This is a genomic window from Streptomyces sp. NPDC104309, assembly GCF_055584025.1.
The window spans coordinates 240,055-258,570 of sequence record NZ_JBVJMV010000010.1; the positions used below are offsets into that span (position 1 = coordinate 240,055).

The 18,516-nt window shown below is 69.4% G+C and carries 11 protein-coding genes; 4 read left to right on the forward strand and 7 right to left on the reverse strand.

Annotation, left to right across the window (positions count from 1 at the left end):
* Nucleotides 1–464: 464 nt before the first annotated feature.
* The 3 genes from ACZ68L_RS17515 to ACZ68L_RS17525 all read right to left on the reverse strand — a co-directional run bounded on the left by ACZ68L_RS17515 (nt 465) and on the right by ACZ68L_RS17525 (nt 5,656).
* The gene (locus ACZ68L_RS17515; RefSeq protein WP_469577694.1) at nt 465–1,508 is read right to left on the reverse strand and encodes a LacI family DNA-binding transcriptional regulator; all 1,044 of its coding nucleotides are present in this window, start codon (nt 1,506–1,508) and stop codon (nt 465–467) included.
* Between the two features lie 89 nt (nt 1,509–1,597).
* Entirely contained in the window at nt 1,598–4,597 is a 3,000-nt protein-coding gene (locus tag ACZ68L_RS17520; RefSeq protein WP_469577695.1) for a glycoside hydrolase family 2 TIM barrel-domain containing protein, read from the reverse strand.
* 30 nt (nt 4,598–4,627) lie between these two features.
* Nucleotides 4,628–5,656, reverse strand: a complete 1,029-nt coding sequence (locus ACZ68L_RS17525) for a LacI family DNA-binding transcriptional regulator (protein WP_469577696.1) — start codon at nt 5,654–5,656, stop codon at nt 4,628–4,630.
* 188 nt (nt 5,657–5,844) lie between these two features.
* Here ACZ68L_RS17525 and ACZ68L_RS17530 point away from each other — a divergent pair, with 188 nt between their 5' ends.
* The 4 genes from ACZ68L_RS17530 (at nt 5,845) to ACZ68L_RS17545 (ending at nt 11,253) form a co-directional block, all read left to right on the forward strand.
* Nucleotides 5,845–8,031: an NHL repeat-containing protein gene (locus ACZ68L_RS17530; protein ID WP_469577697.1), complete on the forward strand. Its 2,187-nt coding sequence runs from the start codon at nt 5,845–5,847 to the stop codon at nt 8,029–8,031.
* Between the two features lie 42 nt (nt 8,032–8,073).
* Nucleotides 8,074–8,925: an alpha/beta hydrolase gene (locus ACZ68L_RS17535; protein ID WP_469577698.1), complete on the forward strand. Its 852-nt coding sequence runs from the start codon at nt 8,074–8,076 to the stop codon at nt 8,923–8,925.
* Nucleotides 8,922–9,677 (forward strand): integrase, encoded by a 756-nt coding sequence (locus ACZ68L_RS17540; protein ID WP_469577699.1) that lies wholly within the window; start codon nt 8,922–8,924, stop codon nt 9,675–9,677. Before ACZ68L_RS17535 ends, ACZ68L_RS17540 begins: the two co-directional genes overlap by 4 nt.
* A gap of 601 nt (nt 9,678–10,278) precedes the next feature.
* Nucleotides 10,279–11,253: a LuxR C-terminal-related transcriptional regulator gene (locus ACZ68L_RS17545; RefSeq protein ID WP_469577700.1), complete on the forward strand. Its 975-nt coding sequence runs from the start codon at nt 10,279–10,281 to the stop codon at nt 11,251–11,253.
* Between the two features lie 130 nt (nt 11,254–11,383).
* Here ACZ68L_RS17545 and ACZ68L_RS17550 read toward each other — a convergent pair whose 3' ends face one another.
* The 4 genes from ACZ68L_RS17550 to ACZ68L_RS17565 form a co-directional block, all read right to left on the reverse strand.
* Nucleotides 11,384–12,604, reverse strand: coding sequence for a hypothetical protein (locus tag ACZ68L_RS17550; protein WP_469577701.1), 1,221 nt, complete (start codon nt 12,602–12,604; stop codon nt 11,384–11,386).
* A gap of 787 nt (nt 12,605–13,391) precedes the next feature.
* Entirely contained in the window at nt 13,392–16,145 is a 2,754-nt protein-coding gene (locus tag ACZ68L_RS17555) for an alkaline phosphatase family protein (RefSeq protein ID WP_469577702.1), read from the reverse strand.
* Nucleotides 16,146–16,149: 4 nt separating this feature from the next.
* Nucleotides 16,150–17,514: an ABC transporter permease gene (locus tag ACZ68L_RS17560; protein ID WP_469577703.1), complete on the reverse strand. Its 1,365-nt coding sequence runs from the start codon at nt 17,512–17,514 to the stop codon at nt 16,150–16,152.
* Nucleotides 17,511–18,452: an ABC transporter ATP-binding protein gene (locus tag ACZ68L_RS17565; RefSeq protein WP_469577704.1), complete on the reverse strand. Its 942-nt coding sequence runs from the start codon at nt 18,450–18,452 to the stop codon at nt 17,511–17,513. The genes ACZ68L_RS17560 and ACZ68L_RS17565 overlap by 4 nt, the downstream gene beginning before the upstream one ends.
* Nucleotides 18,453–18,516 lie beyond the last annotated feature (64 nt).

The following is an 18,516-nucleotide window of genomic DNA, read 5'->3' on the forward strand; positions in this document are numbered from 1 at the left end:
CCACCCTCGGTGGCTGATTCAGTCGGCCAATCCCATCGACCGTGACTATTGAACCTGCCCTGGACGAGGTCGTCGGCAGCGCGGCCGGGGGTCGGCGGGCGCCCGCGGGCGCCCCCCGACAGTGCTGTCAGCCCCAGTCGTCGCCGGCGTACGCATCCCATTGGTGGGCTCCGTACGCACCGTAGTGGCGGGTGAAGGACAGCTTGCCGAGCAGCTTGGCGATCATGATGCACTCCTCTCGCCTGTCTGAAACCCTCCCGGCCGAGGGTTCAGCAAGAAGTTCCCGCCAGCACCAAATGCCACATACGCCATATTGCCACGCACGCCACATATGTCATATCCGGAGCATCAGCCGCACACGCGGATATGAGGTGCGTGCCTGCGGGCTGGGCCCGCAGCCGGCCGACGTCGCCCCGGTGCTGGAGATCAGTGCCGCCCCCGGCCGCGAGGTGTGGCGGCGCCGGTCACCTCAGGCCCTCCGCCTCGGCGCCGGACGTGCGGCGCTCGACCAGGGTCGTGGGGATCACGACGGTCTTGGGGCGTGACTTGTCCCCGGCGATGCGCTTGAACAGCAGTTCGGCGCCGATCCTGCCGATGGCGCGCACGTCGTAGGAGACCACGGTCAACGGGCGCGCCATCAGTCCGGCGGTCTCGAAGTCGTCGAAACCCACCACGTCCAGGTCCTGCCCCAGCCGGTTCAACGCGCCGAGGGCGCCGAGGGTGATCCGGTTGTTGAGAGCGAAGAGCGCGGTCGGCGGCTGCGGCGCCGAGAGCATCCGTTCGACCGCGGCCTCGGTGTCGCGCAGCGTGTGCAGGCCGTACCGGATCAGGTCGGGCCGGTACGGCAGCCCGGCCGCCTCCAACGCGCTCTCGGCGGACGACAGCCGCTCGGCCATGGGGTGGATGCTCAGCCAGTCCGACAGCACGCCGATCCGCTCATGACCACGGGCCACCAGGTGCTCGATCGCGGCCCGCGCGCCCGCCGCGTTGTCGATGAGCACGGTGTCGGCGCGCAGGTTGGTCGGCGGACGGTCGAGGAAGACGGCCGGTGTGCCCATCTCTATTTCCGCGCGCAGGTAGACGTGGTCGGCGGTGCTGCCGGCGGGCACGACCAGCAGTCCGTCGACCCGGTGCTCGCACATCTGCAACAGGAGCTTGCGCTCGCGGTCGGCGTCCTCCTCCGAACTGGCCGTGATCAGCAGCGTGTCGTGCTCCAGGGCGCACTGCGCCGCAGCGGCGGCGATGCCCGCGTAGAAGGGGTTCGCCAGATCCTCGATGAGCAGGCCGACCGTCGCCGACGCACTTCGCGAACGCAGGTCCCGGGCCTTGTTGTTGCGCCGGAACCCCATCCGGGTCACCGCGCTCAGCACACGCTCGGCCAGCTCCGGGTCGACGGTGGACACGCCGTTCACCACGCGCGAGACGGTCTTGAGACTGACGCCTGCCTCGCGCGCGACATCGACCATCGTCGGGCGCCTCGGCCCCGTCGTGCTCGCACCCGTACTCATGGACGGAACGCTCCTCTCGGCGACATGGCCCTGTGAGGGCGCCAACGTTGTCTCGCTGGGCAACCGCACAGCCGCCGAGGTCCCGCGGATCACCCTACGGCATCGCCGGCCTCTCCTTCGATGGGCCGGATCCCGAACGTGAATCGGGCCGGAACCGCGGCCAGATGATGCCGTGGCTGGACGGACGGTCCGCACGAGCCGCTGCCGAGGCCGTGGTGTTCGAGGTCGATGTTGAGGTGGACAAGACCGTCGGGCTCCAGAGCGGCGGTGTGGGCCGCGCTCTGCAACGCCTGTGTGGACCAGGGTTTCACGGTCAGGTCGAACATCGGGCTGCCGGTGATCTCGATGCCGCCGACGCCGGACCCGCCCGGACGGGAGCGGGTGAGCCGGGCCCACCGGAGGTGTCTCCGGTTGCCGTTCTCCTGCGGGCGCACGTACGGGGTCTGCATGGCTTCGACGGAGCTCTCGTACCGTCCGACCCGCACCGCGGATTCGCTGTCCCGGTAGGCCTCGCCGGGCCCGAGACCGAACCAGGTGACCTGGTCGAACTCGCCCGGCAGGGTCATCGCCACGCCGAGCCTGGGCAGCGGGACGGGCCACGGCCGCGTCGGTGTGGTGTCGACGGTCAGCGCAAGCCGGTTCCCGTCCTCGGACCTCCAGTGGTAGTCGACGAGCAGGGCGAGGTCCGAGCCCGCCGGGGAGATCCTGGTCCGGACGGTGATCCCGTCGTCGTCCGTCCCGACGTCCAGGACCTTGTGCCGGAGGCGGTCCAGTCCGGCCTGCTGCCATGCCGCGCCCAGGGGTGAGAACCGGTCGTTGTCGATCGGTGCCCGCCACACATCGACCCGGGGCCCGCGCACCGGCAGCTCACCGAGGCGGATCAGGGCTCCGGTGACCGCGTCGAACCGGCCGGCGCCCAGCGTGATCACGTCACCGTCACGCGCGACCCGGCCGCCGCCTTCGCGCACCGGTGGCACCTCCGGCGGAACGTCCCGCGACGCGCTGTCGGCGCCCGGACCGATCTGGGTCCAGGCGACCGGGTGGCCCACACCGGCCCAGGGTTCGTTCGCGGCGAGTCCGGCGCTCACGGTCAGCCAGAGTTCTCCTCGCCCGGCCGTGTCGGCGGCCTTGGCCAGGGCGTCCGGTGGATCGGCACGGCCCTGCTCACCGGGCCCGATCACCGGTACGTCCCACTCGCCCTCGGCCACGGGGGCACCGTCCGCCTCCAGGCGCCAGGTCCACCTGAGATAGCCGGTGTCACGTGTGTGGTGGAGGTTGCGGATCACGATGCCCCGGCCCGGCGCGGCCTCGATCCTGACCGGTTCGATGACTTTCGCGTACTCCAGCAGGCCGGGCGACGGGGTGCGGTCCGGGAACAGCAGCCCGTCGATGACGAAGTTGCCGTCGTGGACGGGCTCCCCGAAGTCCCCGCCGTAGGCGTGATACAGGGTTCCGCCGTCGTCCCGCCGTGCGATGCCGTGGTCGATCCACTCCCAGACGAAGCCTCCGGCCAGTCGCGGATGTGCCTCGAACAGCTCCTGGTACTCCCGCAGTCCGCCCGGCCCGTTGCCCATGGCGTGCCCGTACTCGCACAGGAGCAACGGCATGGCGCGCCGCCGCGCGTCGTTCGCGGGGTCGCCGGTCAGCGGTTCCTGCCCGCACGCGATCGCCGCCACCGTGGAGTGGTCCGGGTACATCACCGAATAGAGGTCGGTGCACACGCAGTTGTCCCAGTCGCCCTCGTAATGGATGAGGCGGTCCGGGTCCCGTTCACGGATCCATGCGGCCATGGCCTCCAGGTTCGCGCCGGTGCCCGACTCGTTGCCCAGCGACCAGATCACGACGCTGGGATGGTTCTTGTCCCGTTCCACCACCCGCTCGGCCCGGTCGAGCAGCGCCGCCCGCCAGACGGGGTCGGCACCGGGGTTGCCCCGCCAGGCGTTCTTCGAGAAGCCGTGTGTCTCCAGGTCGCACTCATCGATCACCCAGAGCCCGTACTCGTCGCAGAGGTCGAGAAAAGCCGCGTCCGGCGGGTAATGGCTCGTTCTGACGGCGTTGATGTGATGCCGCTTCATCAGCAGCACGTCGGCGAGCATCGTCTCGTGCGTCAGCGTCCGCCCGGTGACCGGATGCCATTCGTGCCGGTTGACGCCGCGGAACAGCAAGGGCTTGCCGTTGGCGGTCAGCACCCCGTCCTCGACCGCGACCCGCCGGAAGCCGATCCGGATCGGCACCCGTTCCGTCGCCGTCGCCAACTCACCCGGGTAGAGGTGTGGTTGTTCATCGCTCCAGGGCGTGACGCCGGCCACGGCGTGCGGTCCGGCCGGGTCGGCGTCGACGAGCCCGAGTTCCGGGACGGTGAGCCGGGCCGCGCCCTCGACGTCGATGCGCAGCGTGCCCCGGCCCGTGTGGTGGTCGTAGTCGGAGTGGACGAAGAAGTCGGCGATGCCACCGGCGGGCCGGGCCAGCAGCCGCACCGAGCGGAAGATCCCCGACAACCACCACATGTCCTGGTCTTCCAGGTAGGTCCCGGCGGACCACTGGTGCACCCGGACCGCCAGTACATTGCGTCCGGGGCGCAGCACGTCCGTGACGTCGAACTCGGTCGGCAGCCGACTGCCCTTGCCGTCGCCCAGCCGCATCCCGTTCAGCCAGACCGCGAAGCACGAGTCCACACCCTCGAACCTGAGGACCGCCGCTCCCCCGTCGGCGAAGCCCTCTTCGGCCTCGAACTCCCGGCGGTACTCCCCCGTCGGGTTGTCGTCGGGCACCCGGGGCGGATCGACCGGGATCGGGTACGTGATGTTCGTGTAGGCGGGAGCGCCGAAACGGGTGGGCCCCGGCAGGCCGTCCATCTGCCAGCACGAGGGCACCGCGATGCGGGTCCAGGACCCCGCGTCGAACGCGGGGTCCTCGAATCCCAAGGTCAGGTCGTTCAGCCCGGCGGCCGGCCGGAAGCTCCATGAACCGTCCAGCTCGATCACCGGTGCGTCGGAGCGGAACGACGCACGGGGCCGTGCCCGGCCGTTGCCGGGTGACACGTCCTCGACGTATGCGTTCGCGGTGCGGAAGCGCTGCGTGTGCTCCATCGGTTCGGCTGTCCTTTCCCTGCATTCGGATCAGTTCTCTCTGGGGGGCGGCGCCGTGGACGCGCGGACTTCGAGGGTGCTGGGCGTGACGTTCTCGCGTTGTGCCGGGGGCCGTCCGTCCAGGACGTCGAGCAGGATCCGCGCGGCCCGCCGGCCCACGTCGGTACTGTGCAGGCTGACGCTGGTCAGCGCGGGGTCGACGAGTTCCGCGGCCGTGGTGTCGTCGAAGCCCGCCACGGACACGTCGGCCGGCAGAGCTCGTCCGTGCTCGCGCAGCCAGCGCATCGCGCCGAACGCCATGCTGTCGTTGAAGGCGAAGATCGCGGTGGGCGGCTCGGGTCGCGCCATCAGCCGTCCGGCCGCGGCGTAGCCGGACGCGGCGGTGAAGTCGCCGTGTTCCATCAGGTCGTCGGGGGGCGTACGGCGGGCGTCGGCGAAGGCGCGACACACGCCCCGCAGCCGGGCGGCCATGGCGAGCCGGTTCTCGACCGGGCCGTTGACGACGCCGATCCTGCGGTGTCCCAGGGCCAGCAGGTGCTGGGTGACGGCATAGGCGCCGCCCTCGTCGTCGGGGTGGACGCAGTACACGTCTTCGTCGGTGTAGCCGATGACGACGGTGGGATAACCGGCCGACCGCAGCGCGGGCAGCGCCTCCCCGCCGGCCCCGGCCTCCACGAGCAGCCCGTCGACCTGACGGCGCCGGGTGAAGCGCCGGTGGGCCGAGGCCGCGTCGTCGGGCACCTCGGGGGTGGACAACAGCAAGCCGTAGCCGCGGGCGGCGAGTTCCTGGTCCGCTCCCCCGACCAGGCGGATGAGGTGGTCGTTGGAGAACGCGAAGCCGGGGTTGTACGGAAGGACGACGCCGACGACCTCGGTGCGCCCGCTCGCAAGGGCACGCGCGCCCGCGCTCGGGCGGTAGTCGAGCACACGCATGGCGGAGAGCACCTTGTCCCGAACGCCGTCGGTGACCGTGGGATCGCCGTTCACCACCCGGGAGACCGTCTGGTGCGAGACGCCCGCCTTGGCCGCGACGGTGCGCAGAGTCGGCCGATCGGACACTCAGGGACCCCTCACCAATGACCGTTCACTTGAGCACACCGGATCATAGGACTCCTCGTCGTCCGGTGGAAGTCAACTCACGTGGATTGACGCACCGCTTGAGCGTCTCTATCTTCAACGACGTCAAGTGACCGGTCACTTGACGTCCAGCCGACCGGAAGATGCTCACCGAGCGAAGGATCCTGATCATGAGCGACAGGACGCCGGAACGTAACCTCCCCTCACCCGGCAAAGGCGCGGTGACCCGTCGCCAGGCACTGGCCTACGGCAGGAACGCCGCGATCACGGCGGGACTGACCGGCGCGTTCTCCGTGGGGAGCGCCACCACCGCGACCGCAGCACCTGACGCTACGTCAGGAACCCTTGCCGCATCGGCGCCCGGCGCCTCCCCGTCCATCAGCACGTCCGATGTCGTCACCTCCTGGACCGGGAACACGTTCTCCGGGGCCACCGAGTGGGTGCAGGACTTCGTCTTCAACATCGCCGTCACCCCCGACGGCACGGTCTACACCGTCAGCTTCTGGGACGAGGCCGGCAACTATGCCGGCATCTACAAGGACGGCCACCTCATCGGGAACTGCAGAGGTGCCAACGGCGACGCGGTGGCGGTCAACCGGGCCTACGCCTACCTCACCGTCGGCAACGGCCTGACGCGCTTCACCCTGAACGGCACCGGCACATCCTTGACGTTCAACGTCGGCAGCCCGCCGGCCGCGGCAGCCGCTTCGGCGACACAGGTGGTGGCCACCGACCGGGTGTCCAACCAGGTGAAGGTCTTCGACGCTGCCACCGGATCGCTCCTGCGGGGTTGGAGCGTCAACAAGCCGGGCGCGGTCGCGATCGACGCCGACGGCAGTATCTGGGTCGTCGAGAACATCACACGGGACACGAACGACGGACACTTCTGGCACGTCGATTCCGCGCATCCGGCGCGGATCCTGCACTTCTCCAACACCGGGACCGCGTTGCCGGGCACCATCAGCGGGCCCGCGGGCGACTGGATCCCGACCTCGCTGGCCATCGACGTGCACGGCGACCTGCTGGTCGGCGACAACGGCCCGCTCCGTCAGGTGCACACGTACGGCAACCTGTCCGGGACGCCGGTGCTGGCGCGAAGCCTGGGCCTCGCCGGCGGTATCGGGGCCGGAACGCCGGGCCGCAACATCGCCGACAAGTTCTTCGGCATCACCGGCGTCGGCGGTGACTCCGCGGGCAACGTCTACGTCTGCCTGTGCGAGTTCGGGTCGTGGATCCGTAAGTTCGACTCCCTGGGAAACCTGGTCTGGCAGCTCCAGGGGAGCGCCTTCGTCGACGCCGCCGATTTCGACCCGCAGTCCGACGGGCTGGACGTCTACACCAAGCAGTGCCATTACCGTCTCGACGTCACGAAGCCACCGGGGCGCGATGTGGCCTGGCGCGGCTACTCCCTCGACTCCGTCAAGTACCCCCAGGACGCACGCCTGTTCCTGACCGGTCACCAGCACCACGCCGCTTCTCCGATGCTGGTGCGCAAGAACGGCTCGCTGTACATGTACGTCACCGGCATGTACTCCTCGCACCTGCTCATCTACCGTTTCGAGGGCGAGATCGCCAAGCCGTCCGGCGCGTTCTTCAAACAGCACTGGACCGGCGACGACCCCACGTGGCCGCCGTACCAGCCGGCACAGGGCGAATGGATCTGGCGCGACCTGAGCGGGAACGGGGCGTTCGAGGCCGGCGAATACCTCCAGCCGGGCACCGGCCAGAACTCCCCGGGCAACTGCTGGGTCTGGTTCGTCGACACCAATGGCGACGTCTGGGAGGGCGGGGACCGCAACCTGCGCCGCTACCCCCTGCAGGGCTTCGACGCCCAGGGCAACCCGGTCTACGACTACGCGAGCATGGTGACGGTCCCGCTGCCCGCACCGTTCACCACGGTCCGCCGCCTGCACTACGACGTTGCCAGCGACGTCATGTACATGTCCGGCTACACGCCCACGGCGCCGTTCGAGAACGCCTACTGGAAAGAGGCCGGCAAGGTCCTGGCGCGCTACGACCGCTGGAGCACCGGCAATCGAACAGCGACGTGGACGATGCTCCTGCCCTGGGACACCACCGCGACACCGGGCGTGACCACGGTGGGCCTCGCATGGGCGGGCGACTACATCTTCACGGTCGGTGTCCAGACCCGCGGCCAGGTCTGGGTCTGGAGGGCCAGTGACGGGAGCGCCGTCGGCAGCTGGCTCCCGGGCAGCAACGTCGGCGGAGTCGAACGGACCGGGTGGGTCGACATCCCGTACGGCATCTCCGCGGTCCGGCGCTCCACCGGGGAGTACCTGGTCAACGTCGAGGACGATCTCTTCAACAAGGTGCTGCTCTACCGCTGGGTCCCCTGACCGTCATCCCGATGACCAGACCTCGGTACAAGGAATTGACTGATGGATGTCGTGCGTGTGACGTCGTTGGACGGCATCGAGCTGGCGGCTGCCGTGCACCGCTCCGCTCCGGGTGCCGGGGCTCACGGCACGGTGCTCCTCGTCCACGGCGTCTCCGCCGACCTGGACGAGGGCGGGGTGTTCGTCCGGCTCGCCGACCACCTGTCCACGCACGGCATGACCGCCGTCCGGTTCAGCTTCCGCGGACACGGGACCAGTGGCGGGACCCCCGAGGGCATGACGATCGCCGGGGAAATGCTCGATCTGCAGGCGGTCACCGAGTACGCCGCGAAGGAGTTCCCCGGCCCGCTGGCTGTGGTGGCGGCCAGCTTCGGCGCCGTGGCGACGGGGCTGTCCATGCCCTGGCTCGGGAAGCGGCTGGTGGGACTGGTGCTGTGGAACCCCGTGCTCGATCTGCGGCGGACGTTCCTGGAGCCCGAGCTGCCGTGGGGCCTGGCAAACTTCGGCCCCGCGGCGATGGCGGAAATGGCGGAGAACGGCTGTCTGCTCCTGAACGGCGCCTTCCCGCTGGGCCGGGAACTGTTCGCCGAGATGGCCCGGTACCGGCCGATCGAGGCCTACGCCACCGACAGTCCGCCGGCGATGGTGCTGCACGGAGACCGTGACAGCCATGTCTCCTTCGACATCGCTCGACGGACCGCCGAGACGATTCCGGACTGGGAGTTCCACGCCGTCTCCGGTGCCGCTCACGGTTTCCACACCCGCGAGCACGAGGCCGAGGCGGTCGCGGTGACGACGCGATGGCTGGAGCGCGGGTGTGCGCCCCGAGCGCGTCGGCGCTTGTCGAGTCGGCGCCTTGATCGGCGGGAGGACGGGAGCAGAACTTGCGGGTGACGATGACGAGCGCCGCGGCGCGGACCGGCCGCACGAACGAGGACTTCACCGGCGCCCTGCCGACGGCGGCGGTGCTGATCGACGGCGCCGGCATCTCCGGCACCGAATCGATCTGTCGGCACGGTGTGGCCTGGTACGCCAGTCGCCTGGGAGGCAGCCTTCTCGGCCTCTTGTCACTCGTGCGGGACCACAGTCTTCCGGCGCTGCTCGCCGAGGCCATCGAGCAGGTGACGGACGATCACCGGGACACGTGCGACGTCACCGACCCCATCAGCCCGTCGGCGGCCGTAGCCGTTCTGCGCCTCTCCGACGGCCTCATCGAGTACCTGGTGCTCGGTGACTCGGTCGTCGTGCTCGACAGGGCGGACGGTCCGCCGCTCGTCGTCTCCGATCCCCGGGAGGTGCTCATCAGCCGGTCGTACCGAGCCGCGCTCCAGGCCGCCGCGGAAGGTAGCGACGAGTACCGCCGAGTCCTCCGAAGCCTGCGCTCCCGCCGGAACCGGCCCGGTGGCTTCTGGGTGGCCAAGGACGATCCGCGGGCGGCGGACGAAGCGATCACCGGAAGCTGTCCGATCTCCGAACTGACCGGCGCTGTCCTGCTCAGCAATGGAGCCGGCCGCTTCGTGGACCGGTTCCGGCTCGCCGACTGGCCAGGGGTCATGACCGTCCTGCAGTCGAGCGGACCCGCCGAAGTCATCCATCGTGTCCGGAAGGCGGAGGCTCGCCACGCGGTGGCGGCGGAGGGCGCGTAGTGGGCGACGACCTGCGGATATTCGATGAGGGGCTGCTGGGCGGCGAAGCCGGCGGCCGGAGTGACCCGCAGCAGCCACTGTGACAGGCCGTCGGCAAGCAGAGGCAAGGACGTCACAACGTACAGGACCACGATCGCCCGGACGGCGACGAGAATCGCGAGCCAGGCGCGCCGAAGCAGGGTGCCGAGCGCGGGCATGGCGGCCGTACCGACGACGCCCGCACTCCGGTGAGCGCGGCGCCGAACCGCGCCACAGCCAGGCGCGACGAGACGGCGAGGAAAACCGATGCGGGCTGACAACTCGGCACACCTGGCCGAAGCCGCACAGCAACGACGTCTGGACTGCGTTGGCGGCGCCGGGTGGGTCGGCGGGGTGGTCGGGCGCCCACGATCGCGGCGGGCGCGGACCGACTGTCGGCGCTTCCGCCGACGTCTCCGCCGACATCTCCGGCGGCGCTTCCACCAGCGCCGCTCGTCACTCCGTCCGCTCCCGGTCCGCGTGATCATGCCGGTGTTAGGCTGACGATCTTTGGCGGAATGACAGCCACCGTAGAAATGGGGTCGGTGGGTGGTGCCGTGCGGCGGCGCCGGGTTGGGGGGACATGCGCACACTGCGCCCGTTGCAGGCTCTCGGTCTCTCCGCGACAGCGGAGGCCGCCTACCTCGCGCTCGTGGAACGTGGTCCGCAGACCCTGACCGATCTCACCGACCGGCCGGCGCTGGTCGGGTCGCCGCTCGACGGCCTCAAGGACGCCGTCGCCGAGCTCAGCGACATCGGCCTGGTGTCCCGTACGGACGGCAGGCTGACCGCCCAGCCGCCCCGCGCGGTACTGGAGGCGGTTGCCGAGCGGCGCGCGCGCCAGGCCCGGATCGCCTACGAGAGCGCCACGGCCCTGTCGCAGTACTGGCTCGACCACACCGCCGGAGCGAGCTACGTCGAGGTCGTCGACACCTCCGAGCGGCGCGGGGAGGTCCAGTCGCGGGTGCACAACGGGGCCGTGTCCCAGGTGCGCGCGCTGTCGATAGGGCCGGTGGGCGGAAGCGACCGGGTGCCGGAGGTAGGCCCTGGCACGCTGGACGCGCTGGACCGCGGGATCGCCTACCGGGTGGTGTACAGCGCCAACATCCTGCAGGACCCCAAGGCGCTGGAAGTGGCGCACGAGTGCGTCGTCCGGGGAGAACAGGCCCGGGTCTTCCCCGATGTCGCGCTGAACGTGCTGGTCTGCGACGACCGTTTCGCCGTGGTGTCCGTCGCCGCCCCGAACCGTACGGGACACCACAGTGTCGTCGTGCAGCCGTCGGGGCTCCTGGACGGGCTGATCGGCGTCTTCGAGTCGTACTGGCGGATCGCCGTTCCGCTCCCGCCGGCCGGTGAGGCCGTCAAGAGCGAGGCGACCGCCGAGGGGCGGCAGCTCCTGAGCTACCTCAGCGCCGGGCTGACCGACGAGTCGATCGCCCGTGAGTTCGGGGTGAGCGAGCGCACCGTCGCCCGGCGCATCGCCCGCCTCCAGGAGATGCTCGGCGCCAAGACCCGGTTCCAGCTCGGCGTCCAGGCCAGCCGCCGCGGCTGGCTGTGACCCCGGGCCGCCGTCGGGCTCGTGGCATGGAAGCGTGGGCGCGCGGGGCGGGCCGCTGCGTGATCCGGCCCGCCCCGCGCGGGTCCTCAGCCGCTCAGGCGTTCATCGCCCCGCGGTGTGGTGGTGACCGTTACTTGCTGTCCGGCTTGACCAGGTCGGGCAGCTTGGCCTCGAAGAGCTTGTCGAACGCGAGGGCGGGCAGGATGTGGCCCTGGTTCGGCGCCTCGTTGACCACGCCCGCCGCCCAGGTCGCCGAGTTGAGCCGCTGGTTGGGCGTGCCGTGGTGGCCGGAGCTGGTGAAGCTGCAGTCGCCGACCTGGTAGAACGACTTCTCGGACTTGAGGACGCGGGCGGCGTTCAGCGACTCGCCGCGTGAGTGGGTCAGGTAGTACGTGCCGAACGCGTCCGCCATGAGCTCGGTGCGGCGGGTGGCCTCCGGGCCGGTCAGGTCGCTCTCGAAGAGGTTCTTCTGGTACTGGACGTGGTGACCGAACTCGTGGCCCAGGATGCCGCGCGGCGCGACGTCACCCAGGTTCACCGCGTTCATGCCCTGCAGGATGCCGTCACCCATGATGATCCGGTCCGTGACGCCGAGCGGCTCCGGGTCGTCCTTCTCGCTGTAGGCGAAGGCGTTGAAGGTGAAGATCGGGTTGGCGCCGCCTTGGAGGACCGGCTCCGAGTCGACCATCTCGATGAACATGTCGGCCAGGTCGAGGTTCTCCTCGGGCGTGCCGCCGTACAGCACGGAGAGCGTGCGGGCGAGCCGGTCCGGGCTGGTGAAGACGTCCGCGCCGTGCATGGGGATCAGCTCGATGCGCGCCGAGTCGATATCCCAGAAGCGCTTGAGGTTCTTCATCTCGGAGTTGAGCTGCCGGGTGTACTCACCCTTGGCGCCGAACGTGTTCGACGACGACTCCTTGCCGTAGATCAGCGCGTCGTAGGTGGGCATGTCGAAGCCACCGAAGAGCGAAAGAATGAAGATGGTCCACGGGTCCTGGGCGCCATCGAGGAGGGAGTTGGCGTACGTCGACAGGTCGGTCGTCTGGCACTGGTAGTCGCCGGGGTTGATCGCGCTGTCGCGGATCTGCTGCCACTCATCGCCCTGCAGACCGTACTTGGCCTTGGCCGCGTCGAGGCGTGCCTCCCAGTCGGCGGGCAGCTTGGCCAGGATCCGGTCGACGATGGCCTGGTGCTGCGGGTCCATGGAGGAGGTGTCGATGGAGGACTGCAGCGACCGGCTCGCCGCAGTCGTGACACCGGTCGCGTCAGCGGCGTGCGCGGGAAGCGCCATGCCAAGGCCGCAGGTCCCGGCGATCGCCAGGCTCGCTGCCGCAGACAGAATCTTCTTCACGAGGTCTCCTTTCGAGGGTGCCCGGTAGGGCATCCAAGGGCGACGCCCAGTCTGTAAGCCCACCTCCCGGATCAAGAACGGTCGTTCACTGTCCGAAACCGGCATGTCTGGAACCTGACAACCTCATGGATCCCGTCACGCGTCCGCTGCCGGCGGCCCGGTCTCCGCGCTTCCCACCGGTTCGGCCGCACCTGCCCCTCGTACGCGACGGGCGGGAGCGGCGGGCAAACTGCAGCCGACGGGCTTCGGTTTGTGGCCGTTGTCTGCCCAGTCCTTGGTGGCGGGGTGGCGCTCGGCGATCTGGGTACCGACGTGGGAGTCGTGGACGCTCACCGACATCTTCAGGGCGCCAGGTCATCGACCACGCTCGGAACCCACCGACAAACGGTCTCCGGTCTCACCTACGCAGCCAATGGCCGTGGCCGCCGTAGTCGGTGGGCATGCCTTGGTCATTGCACGACCGTCTGCGGGTATGAACGCTGAGGTCCGGTCGGCAGACGCCCGGACGTCCTATGACACCGTCGCCATCAGCTATGCGGATCGGACGCGCAACCTCTCGGATGAAACGCCCTGCGAACGCGCGGTCCTGACGCTGTTCGCCAACCTGGTGCAGACCGCCGACGGGGGGGCGGTTGCGGATGTGGGATGCGAGCCAGGGAGGATGACGGCCCACCTGCGTGAACGGGACATCGACGGTCCACAGCCTGTATCTGCCGCACAGAGGCCGGAAGGGGCCCCCGGCCGGCGGTGAAGCCGGCCAGGGGCCCCTTGACGCGATCAGGCTATGTCAGCCGTCGGACTCCGCCGACGGGATGTAGGCGCCCGGCACGTCCTCCGGCGCGAAGATCTTGTCCTCGCCGGGGTACGGCTTCGACCACTCGTGCATCTGGTACCACGTGAAGTGGTTCATCTGCGCGGGGTTCGCGTAGTCGGGCTTGGCGTTCGGCCCGGTCAGCCGCTGCTTCGACCTCCAGGTGTCCCACTTCGCCGCGAGCGCCTGCTTGGCCGCCGGCACCTTCGCCGACGGCACGGGCGCCGCGCTCGGGTTCTGCGGCGCCGGGGTATCCAGGCCACAGGAAGGCGCGGTCTTCAGACCGTCGGTCAGCGATGTCCGGTTGGGCAGCGCCTTGAACGGCGTGTAGTCCGGCTTGTTGGTGAAGGCCGCACGCATCGGGGTGGCCGCGCTGTCCTTCTGGTTCATCGGGTGGACCCCGAGGATCTGCTCGATGGTGCGGATCATCGTGATCTGCGAGTAGTAGTGGCTGTCCACGGTGCCGTGCTGGGCCCAGGGGCTGATGATCTGGATCGGGGCACGGTGGCCGTCGACGTGGTCGAGGCCGGCCTGGGAGTCGTCCTCGACGATGAAGATCGCGGAGTCCTTCCAGTACGTGCTGTGCGAGATCTCGTCGACGATCTTGCCGGTGGCGAGGTCGTTGTCCGCGACCTGGGCGGCCGCGTTCGCCGGACCGCCGGTGTGGTCGCTGGAGAGCCAGAACATGTTCAGGTTCGCCGGCCCGTTCTTCTCGAAGTCACGCTTCCAGATCTCGGCCCGGTAGAGGTCCGGAACGCTGGTGTCGAACTTCGGGAAGCCGTGCACCGACACGTCGTTGAGCGACGGGATCGGCGACGACGAGTTCAGGGTGTAGGCGGTGTCCTGGCCGGTCGCCGCCATGTTCTTGCTGTCGCAGTACAGGTTCTGCCAGCTCGCGTCCGACGGCTTGGTCAGGAACTGCTGGAACTCGCCGAAGTCCCGTACGGACTTGCCGGCCGCCTGCGCGCCGGTCCAGATGAAACCGGTGCGCTGGTGGCCGAGCGCGTCGTCCTCGGTGTCGTAACTGCGCGCGTACTCACCGGCCGAGGACTCGGTGTACTCCGGGTTGTCGGCCTGCATGAGCCAGTTGTGGCCCTCGGCGGAGTTCGTACCGATGTCGTACGAGTTGTCGTACAGGCCGAACTGCTTCGCCAGCGCATGCTGGTTCGGCGTCACGTTCTCGCCGAACTCCGCGAGCGACGGGTCGCCGTTGCCCTCCGGAACGTCACCGAAGACCTGGTCGTAGGTCCGGTTCTCCTTAACGATCAGGAAGACGTGCTTGATCGTGGAGGGGTCGCCGATCCGGTTCGGGACGGCCACCGCCTTCGCCTTCTTGCCCTTGGCCGGCTTGAGCGAGTTGCCGGTCCAGCCGTTCTGCCGGAAGACCTTGGGCGTCTCGGACCTGACGACGCTGTCGTGCGGCAGGGTGAACCGCTGCACGCTCGACGTCGTGTCGTGGGTGCCGTGCCCGGCGCTGCCGGTGGGGCGACGGGCGTCGATACCACGGGTGTTGGAGATGACGACCTGCTTGCCGACGGTGGCGATCTCTGCGGGGAAGTAGTCCGTCGGCAGCAGACCGACGTAGCTGACCGGCTCCTGCGCGGTCGTGTACCGGTAGACGGCGACCGCGTTGGCGCGGCCGAGCGTCACCAGCAGGTGACCGTCGTCGGTGAGCGTCACCGCGTCGGGCTCGTAGCCCACCGACGCCTCCGGCCACGGCTGGGTGGAGATGGTCTGCACGACCTTGTCGCGGCGGGTGTCGATGACCGACACGTCGTTCGTGGCGGTGTTGGTGACGAACAGCGCCCCGTTCTTGGCGTACAGGGCCGTCGGGTGCAGACCGACTTCGATGGTCGAGACGACGACGGACGGGGTCGCCAGATCGATGACGCTGACCGTGCCGGTGGTGGTGGCAGCGGTCTTCGGGTCGGCCGGCACCTGGGTGCCGTACGAGTTGATCGTGGTGTCGCCGGCCTTCGCCGGACGCCCGCCCTCGTTGCTGACGTACAGCTTGGAGCCGACCACGGTCATGTCACGCGGGGCGTTGCCCACGGACCAGCTCTGCTTGATGGCCCCGGTCGCCGCGTCGATGGCGACCACCCGGTTCTGGCCGTTGACCGCGGAGTACACGGTGGAACCGTCGGACGAGAACACCGCCTCGCCGACCAGCGCGTGCTTGGCCCCGTCCACCGGGATTTTGACGGACGTCGGGTTGGCGACGCTGCCGTCCTCGTTCACGGTGAACTTGGTGTAGCCGTCGGTCTGGCCCAGCCACAGCTGGGAACCGTCGGGCGAGTACGTGGGGCCCTCCTGGCCCACGCTGTTGCTGCTGATGCGCGGGGTCGACGACGCGGAGCTGCCGACGAGCTGCTGCACCTTCCAGCTCTTCAGGTCCACGATGGACAGCGCCGTCCCACCGTCGGTGACCGAGGCCGCGAGATGGGTGCCGTCCGGACTGACCGAGGACGACATGATCTTGCCGTTGTTGATGACGAGGCGGTCACCATACGGTGCGATGTACTGGTCGCTGGAGATGACCTGGCCCTGATCGGTGGTCTGGCCGACCTGCTCGGTGCCGAACTGGTGCGTCTGGGCAAAGGCGGTACCGGTGACGGCCAGGGCGACAGCGGTAATGCATGCCGTTACCAGCGTGGTTCGGCGGCCGATGCTCCTACCGAGAAAGACGAAGTGCTCCTTCTCGACACGCCGGCGGCGGCGTGTTACCTGCATGGAGTTATCCCTTCGGGGTGGTGGAGAGCAGTTCGACATTGCCGTCGAACTGCCAGAGTGGGTTCGGTGTGTCCCCGGTCGGGACCCGCACCAGGAAGTAGCCGTTCACTTCCTTCGGTCCGTCGCCATCGGCCACGAACCGCCCGTCAGATGTGGCGTCGAGCTGGTAAATGGCCGTCCCCGCGGCCTCGACACCGGGGAGACGCCAGGTGACGACGCAACGCCAGTCGTTGCCCGGCCCATGGGCGGCGACCCGGCCGTCGCCCTTGTTGCACGCCGCCGTGACCCGCAGCTGCGCCTCGGTGACGTCGGGGCGGTTGAGCTGCTTGGTCTGGATGCGGTAGAGGTGGGCGAATGCCGTGGCGACCGACCGCTGGACCTTGTCCTGCTCGATTCCGGAACCCATTGACGGCGTCGCCACGGCGACGACCGCGACCGTGAAGGCGCCCAGTCCGACCAGCGGCAGGAGCCCGGTGGTGATTGCACGGCGCCCGATGCCGTCGTAGGTCAGGTCGGTGAAGTCACGCCGCAGGAAAAGGCGGTACGCCAGCGCTGTCGCGATCACGGCCCACACCAGACTGACCGCGATGCCGATCAGGAGCGGCTCAGCCTGTGCCGGGCTGGTGAACAGACCGTTCCAGGCGATGAAGGCGTAGCCGGGCATGGCGAGGCGTACGGCCACGGGCAGCGGCAGCATCTGGGCGAGCTGCATCACGAGCGCGACAAGCGCGGGCAGCAGCAGCCCCATCGGGGACCGCCCCAGTGCGACCGACCCGAGCAGTCCGATCGCGGCGAGGGCCACCGTCGGGGCGAGCACGCACACCCAGGCGAGGAGGACCTCACCGGCGGCCTCCGAAGGCGTCAACAAGTGGCCGTCGAGTCCGACCAGCGGCTGGTTGCCGACCGCCACGATCCCGCCGGCCGCGCTGGAACACGCCATCCCCGCCACGAGCAGCAGGATGACGGTAAGACTGGCCAGTGCCTTCGCAACGAAGATCCGCCGAGGCGACCGGACCGCCACCAGCAGGTGGCGCCAGGTGCCGAGCCGGTCCTCGGAGGCGAACACGTCGCCGGCGACCAGCGAGGTCAGCAACGGGAGCGCCCAGGTGCCCGCGAAGCCGAGCACCACCAGCGATCCGGCCCATCCCGTGGCGTGCATCCAGCGACCGAAGAGGGTGTCGGAGGGGAGCGAGCTCTGTCGGCTCACCGCGGTGACGAAGAGCGCCGGCACGATCCAGCAGACGAGAACCAGCAGACGGATGCGCCATTGCGAGACCAGTTTGACCAGTTCGAAGCGGTAGCCGCGCGCCACCGAGACGGGATGGACCCCGGCAACAGCAACGGTGTCGTCAGTAAGGGGCGCGGTCATCGGCCGGCCTCCTGCAGCTCGGTGAGGGCGAGGAACGCGGCCTCTAGCGGCGACACCACGGGGGCGAGCTCGCGCACCGCTATGCCCGCCCGCACGAGCCGCACCACCAGTTCGTCGAGGGCAGGCACCAGCGCGCGCACGACGAGCACCTCGGCGCCGTGCCATGCCCCGGCGTCGTCGACGACGCCGATCCCGGCCATATCGACAGCCAGCCCGCGGGCGGCCTGCGGGTCGGAGGTGAGCAGCCGGTAGTCGAGTTCACGGTTCTCGGCGGCCAGCTCGCTCAGCGGACCGGAGAAGACGACCCGTCCGGTGGCGAGGATGGTGACCTCGGAGCACAGTGCCTCAAGGTCGTCCATGCGGTGGCTCGAGAGCATGACGCCGGTTCCGTCCGCCGCGAGCCGGGTGAGGACACCATGGACGTGTCTTTTCCCGGCCGGGTCGAGACCGTTGGAAGGTTCGTCGAGCACGAGCAGCCGGGGCTTGGTGAGCAGGGCGGCGGCGAGCCCGAGCCGCTGACGCATGCCGAGGGAGAAGCCACGGGCCCGGTCGTCGGCGACATCGGCGAGCCCAACCTCGTCGAGCACGTCGTCTATCCCCGTTGTCCGCGTGTCGCGGCCGCGGAGAGCGGCCAGCGCGGCAAGGTTCTGCCTGGCGGTGAGCGAGGGGTAGAGACCGGGCCCGTCCACAAAGCCGGCGACACTGTCGGGAGCGGCGAGCGACCGCCCGACCGGCGTACCCAGGATGTCGAGGCGGCCGCTGTCGGCGGCGGCCAGGCCCAGCAGGAGGCCGAGCAAGGTCGTCTTGCCGGCGCCGTTCGGTCCGACCAAGCCGTGGATCTGCCCCTGCGCCACATCGAGATCGATGCCGTCGAGTGCGACGACGTCGCCGAAACACTTGGTGATCCCACGAGCCCGGACTGCGAGGAGTGCGTCCATAGTCCCTTCTTTCAAAACCAACAGGAAACTAAGGGACGGCGCACAACGCAGGCAGGGACAGCCA

Excerpts from the sequence above, each read along its gene's own strand:
- ACZ68L_RS17545 (WP_469577700.1), top strand. The coding sequence starts at position 10,279 with ATGCGCACACTGCGCCCGTTGCAGGCTCTCGGTCTCTCCGCGACAGCG.
- ACZ68L_RS17515 (WP_469577694.1), bottom strand. The coding sequence starts at position 1,508 with ATGAGTACGGGTGCGAGCACGACGGGGCCGAGGCGCCCGACGATGGTC.
- ACZ68L_RS17565 (WP_469577704.1), bottom strand. The coding sequence starts at position 18,452 with ATGGACGCACTCCTCGCAGTCCGGGCTCGTGGGATCACCAAGTGTTTC.
- ACZ68L_RS17560 (WP_469577703.1), bottom strand. The coding sequence starts at position 17,514 with ATGACCGCGCCCCTTACTGACGACACCGTTGCTGTTGCCGGGGTCCAT.
- ACZ68L_RS17520 (WP_469577695.1), bottom strand. The coding sequence starts at position 4,597 with ATGGAGCACACGCAGCGCTTCCGCACCGCGAACGCATACGTCGAGGAC.
- ACZ68L_RS17535 (WP_469577698.1), top strand. The coding sequence starts at position 8,074 with ATGGATGTCGTGCGTGTGACGTCGTTGGACGGCATCGAGCTGGCGGCT.
- ACZ68L_RS17530 (WP_469577697.1), top strand. The coding sequence starts at position 5,845 with ATGAGCGACAGGACGCCGGAACGTAACCTCCCCTCACCCGGCAAAGGC.
- ACZ68L_RS17555 (WP_469577702.1), bottom strand. The coding sequence starts at position 16,145 with ATGCAGGTAACACGCCGCCGCCGGCGTGTCGAGAAGGAGCACTTCGTC.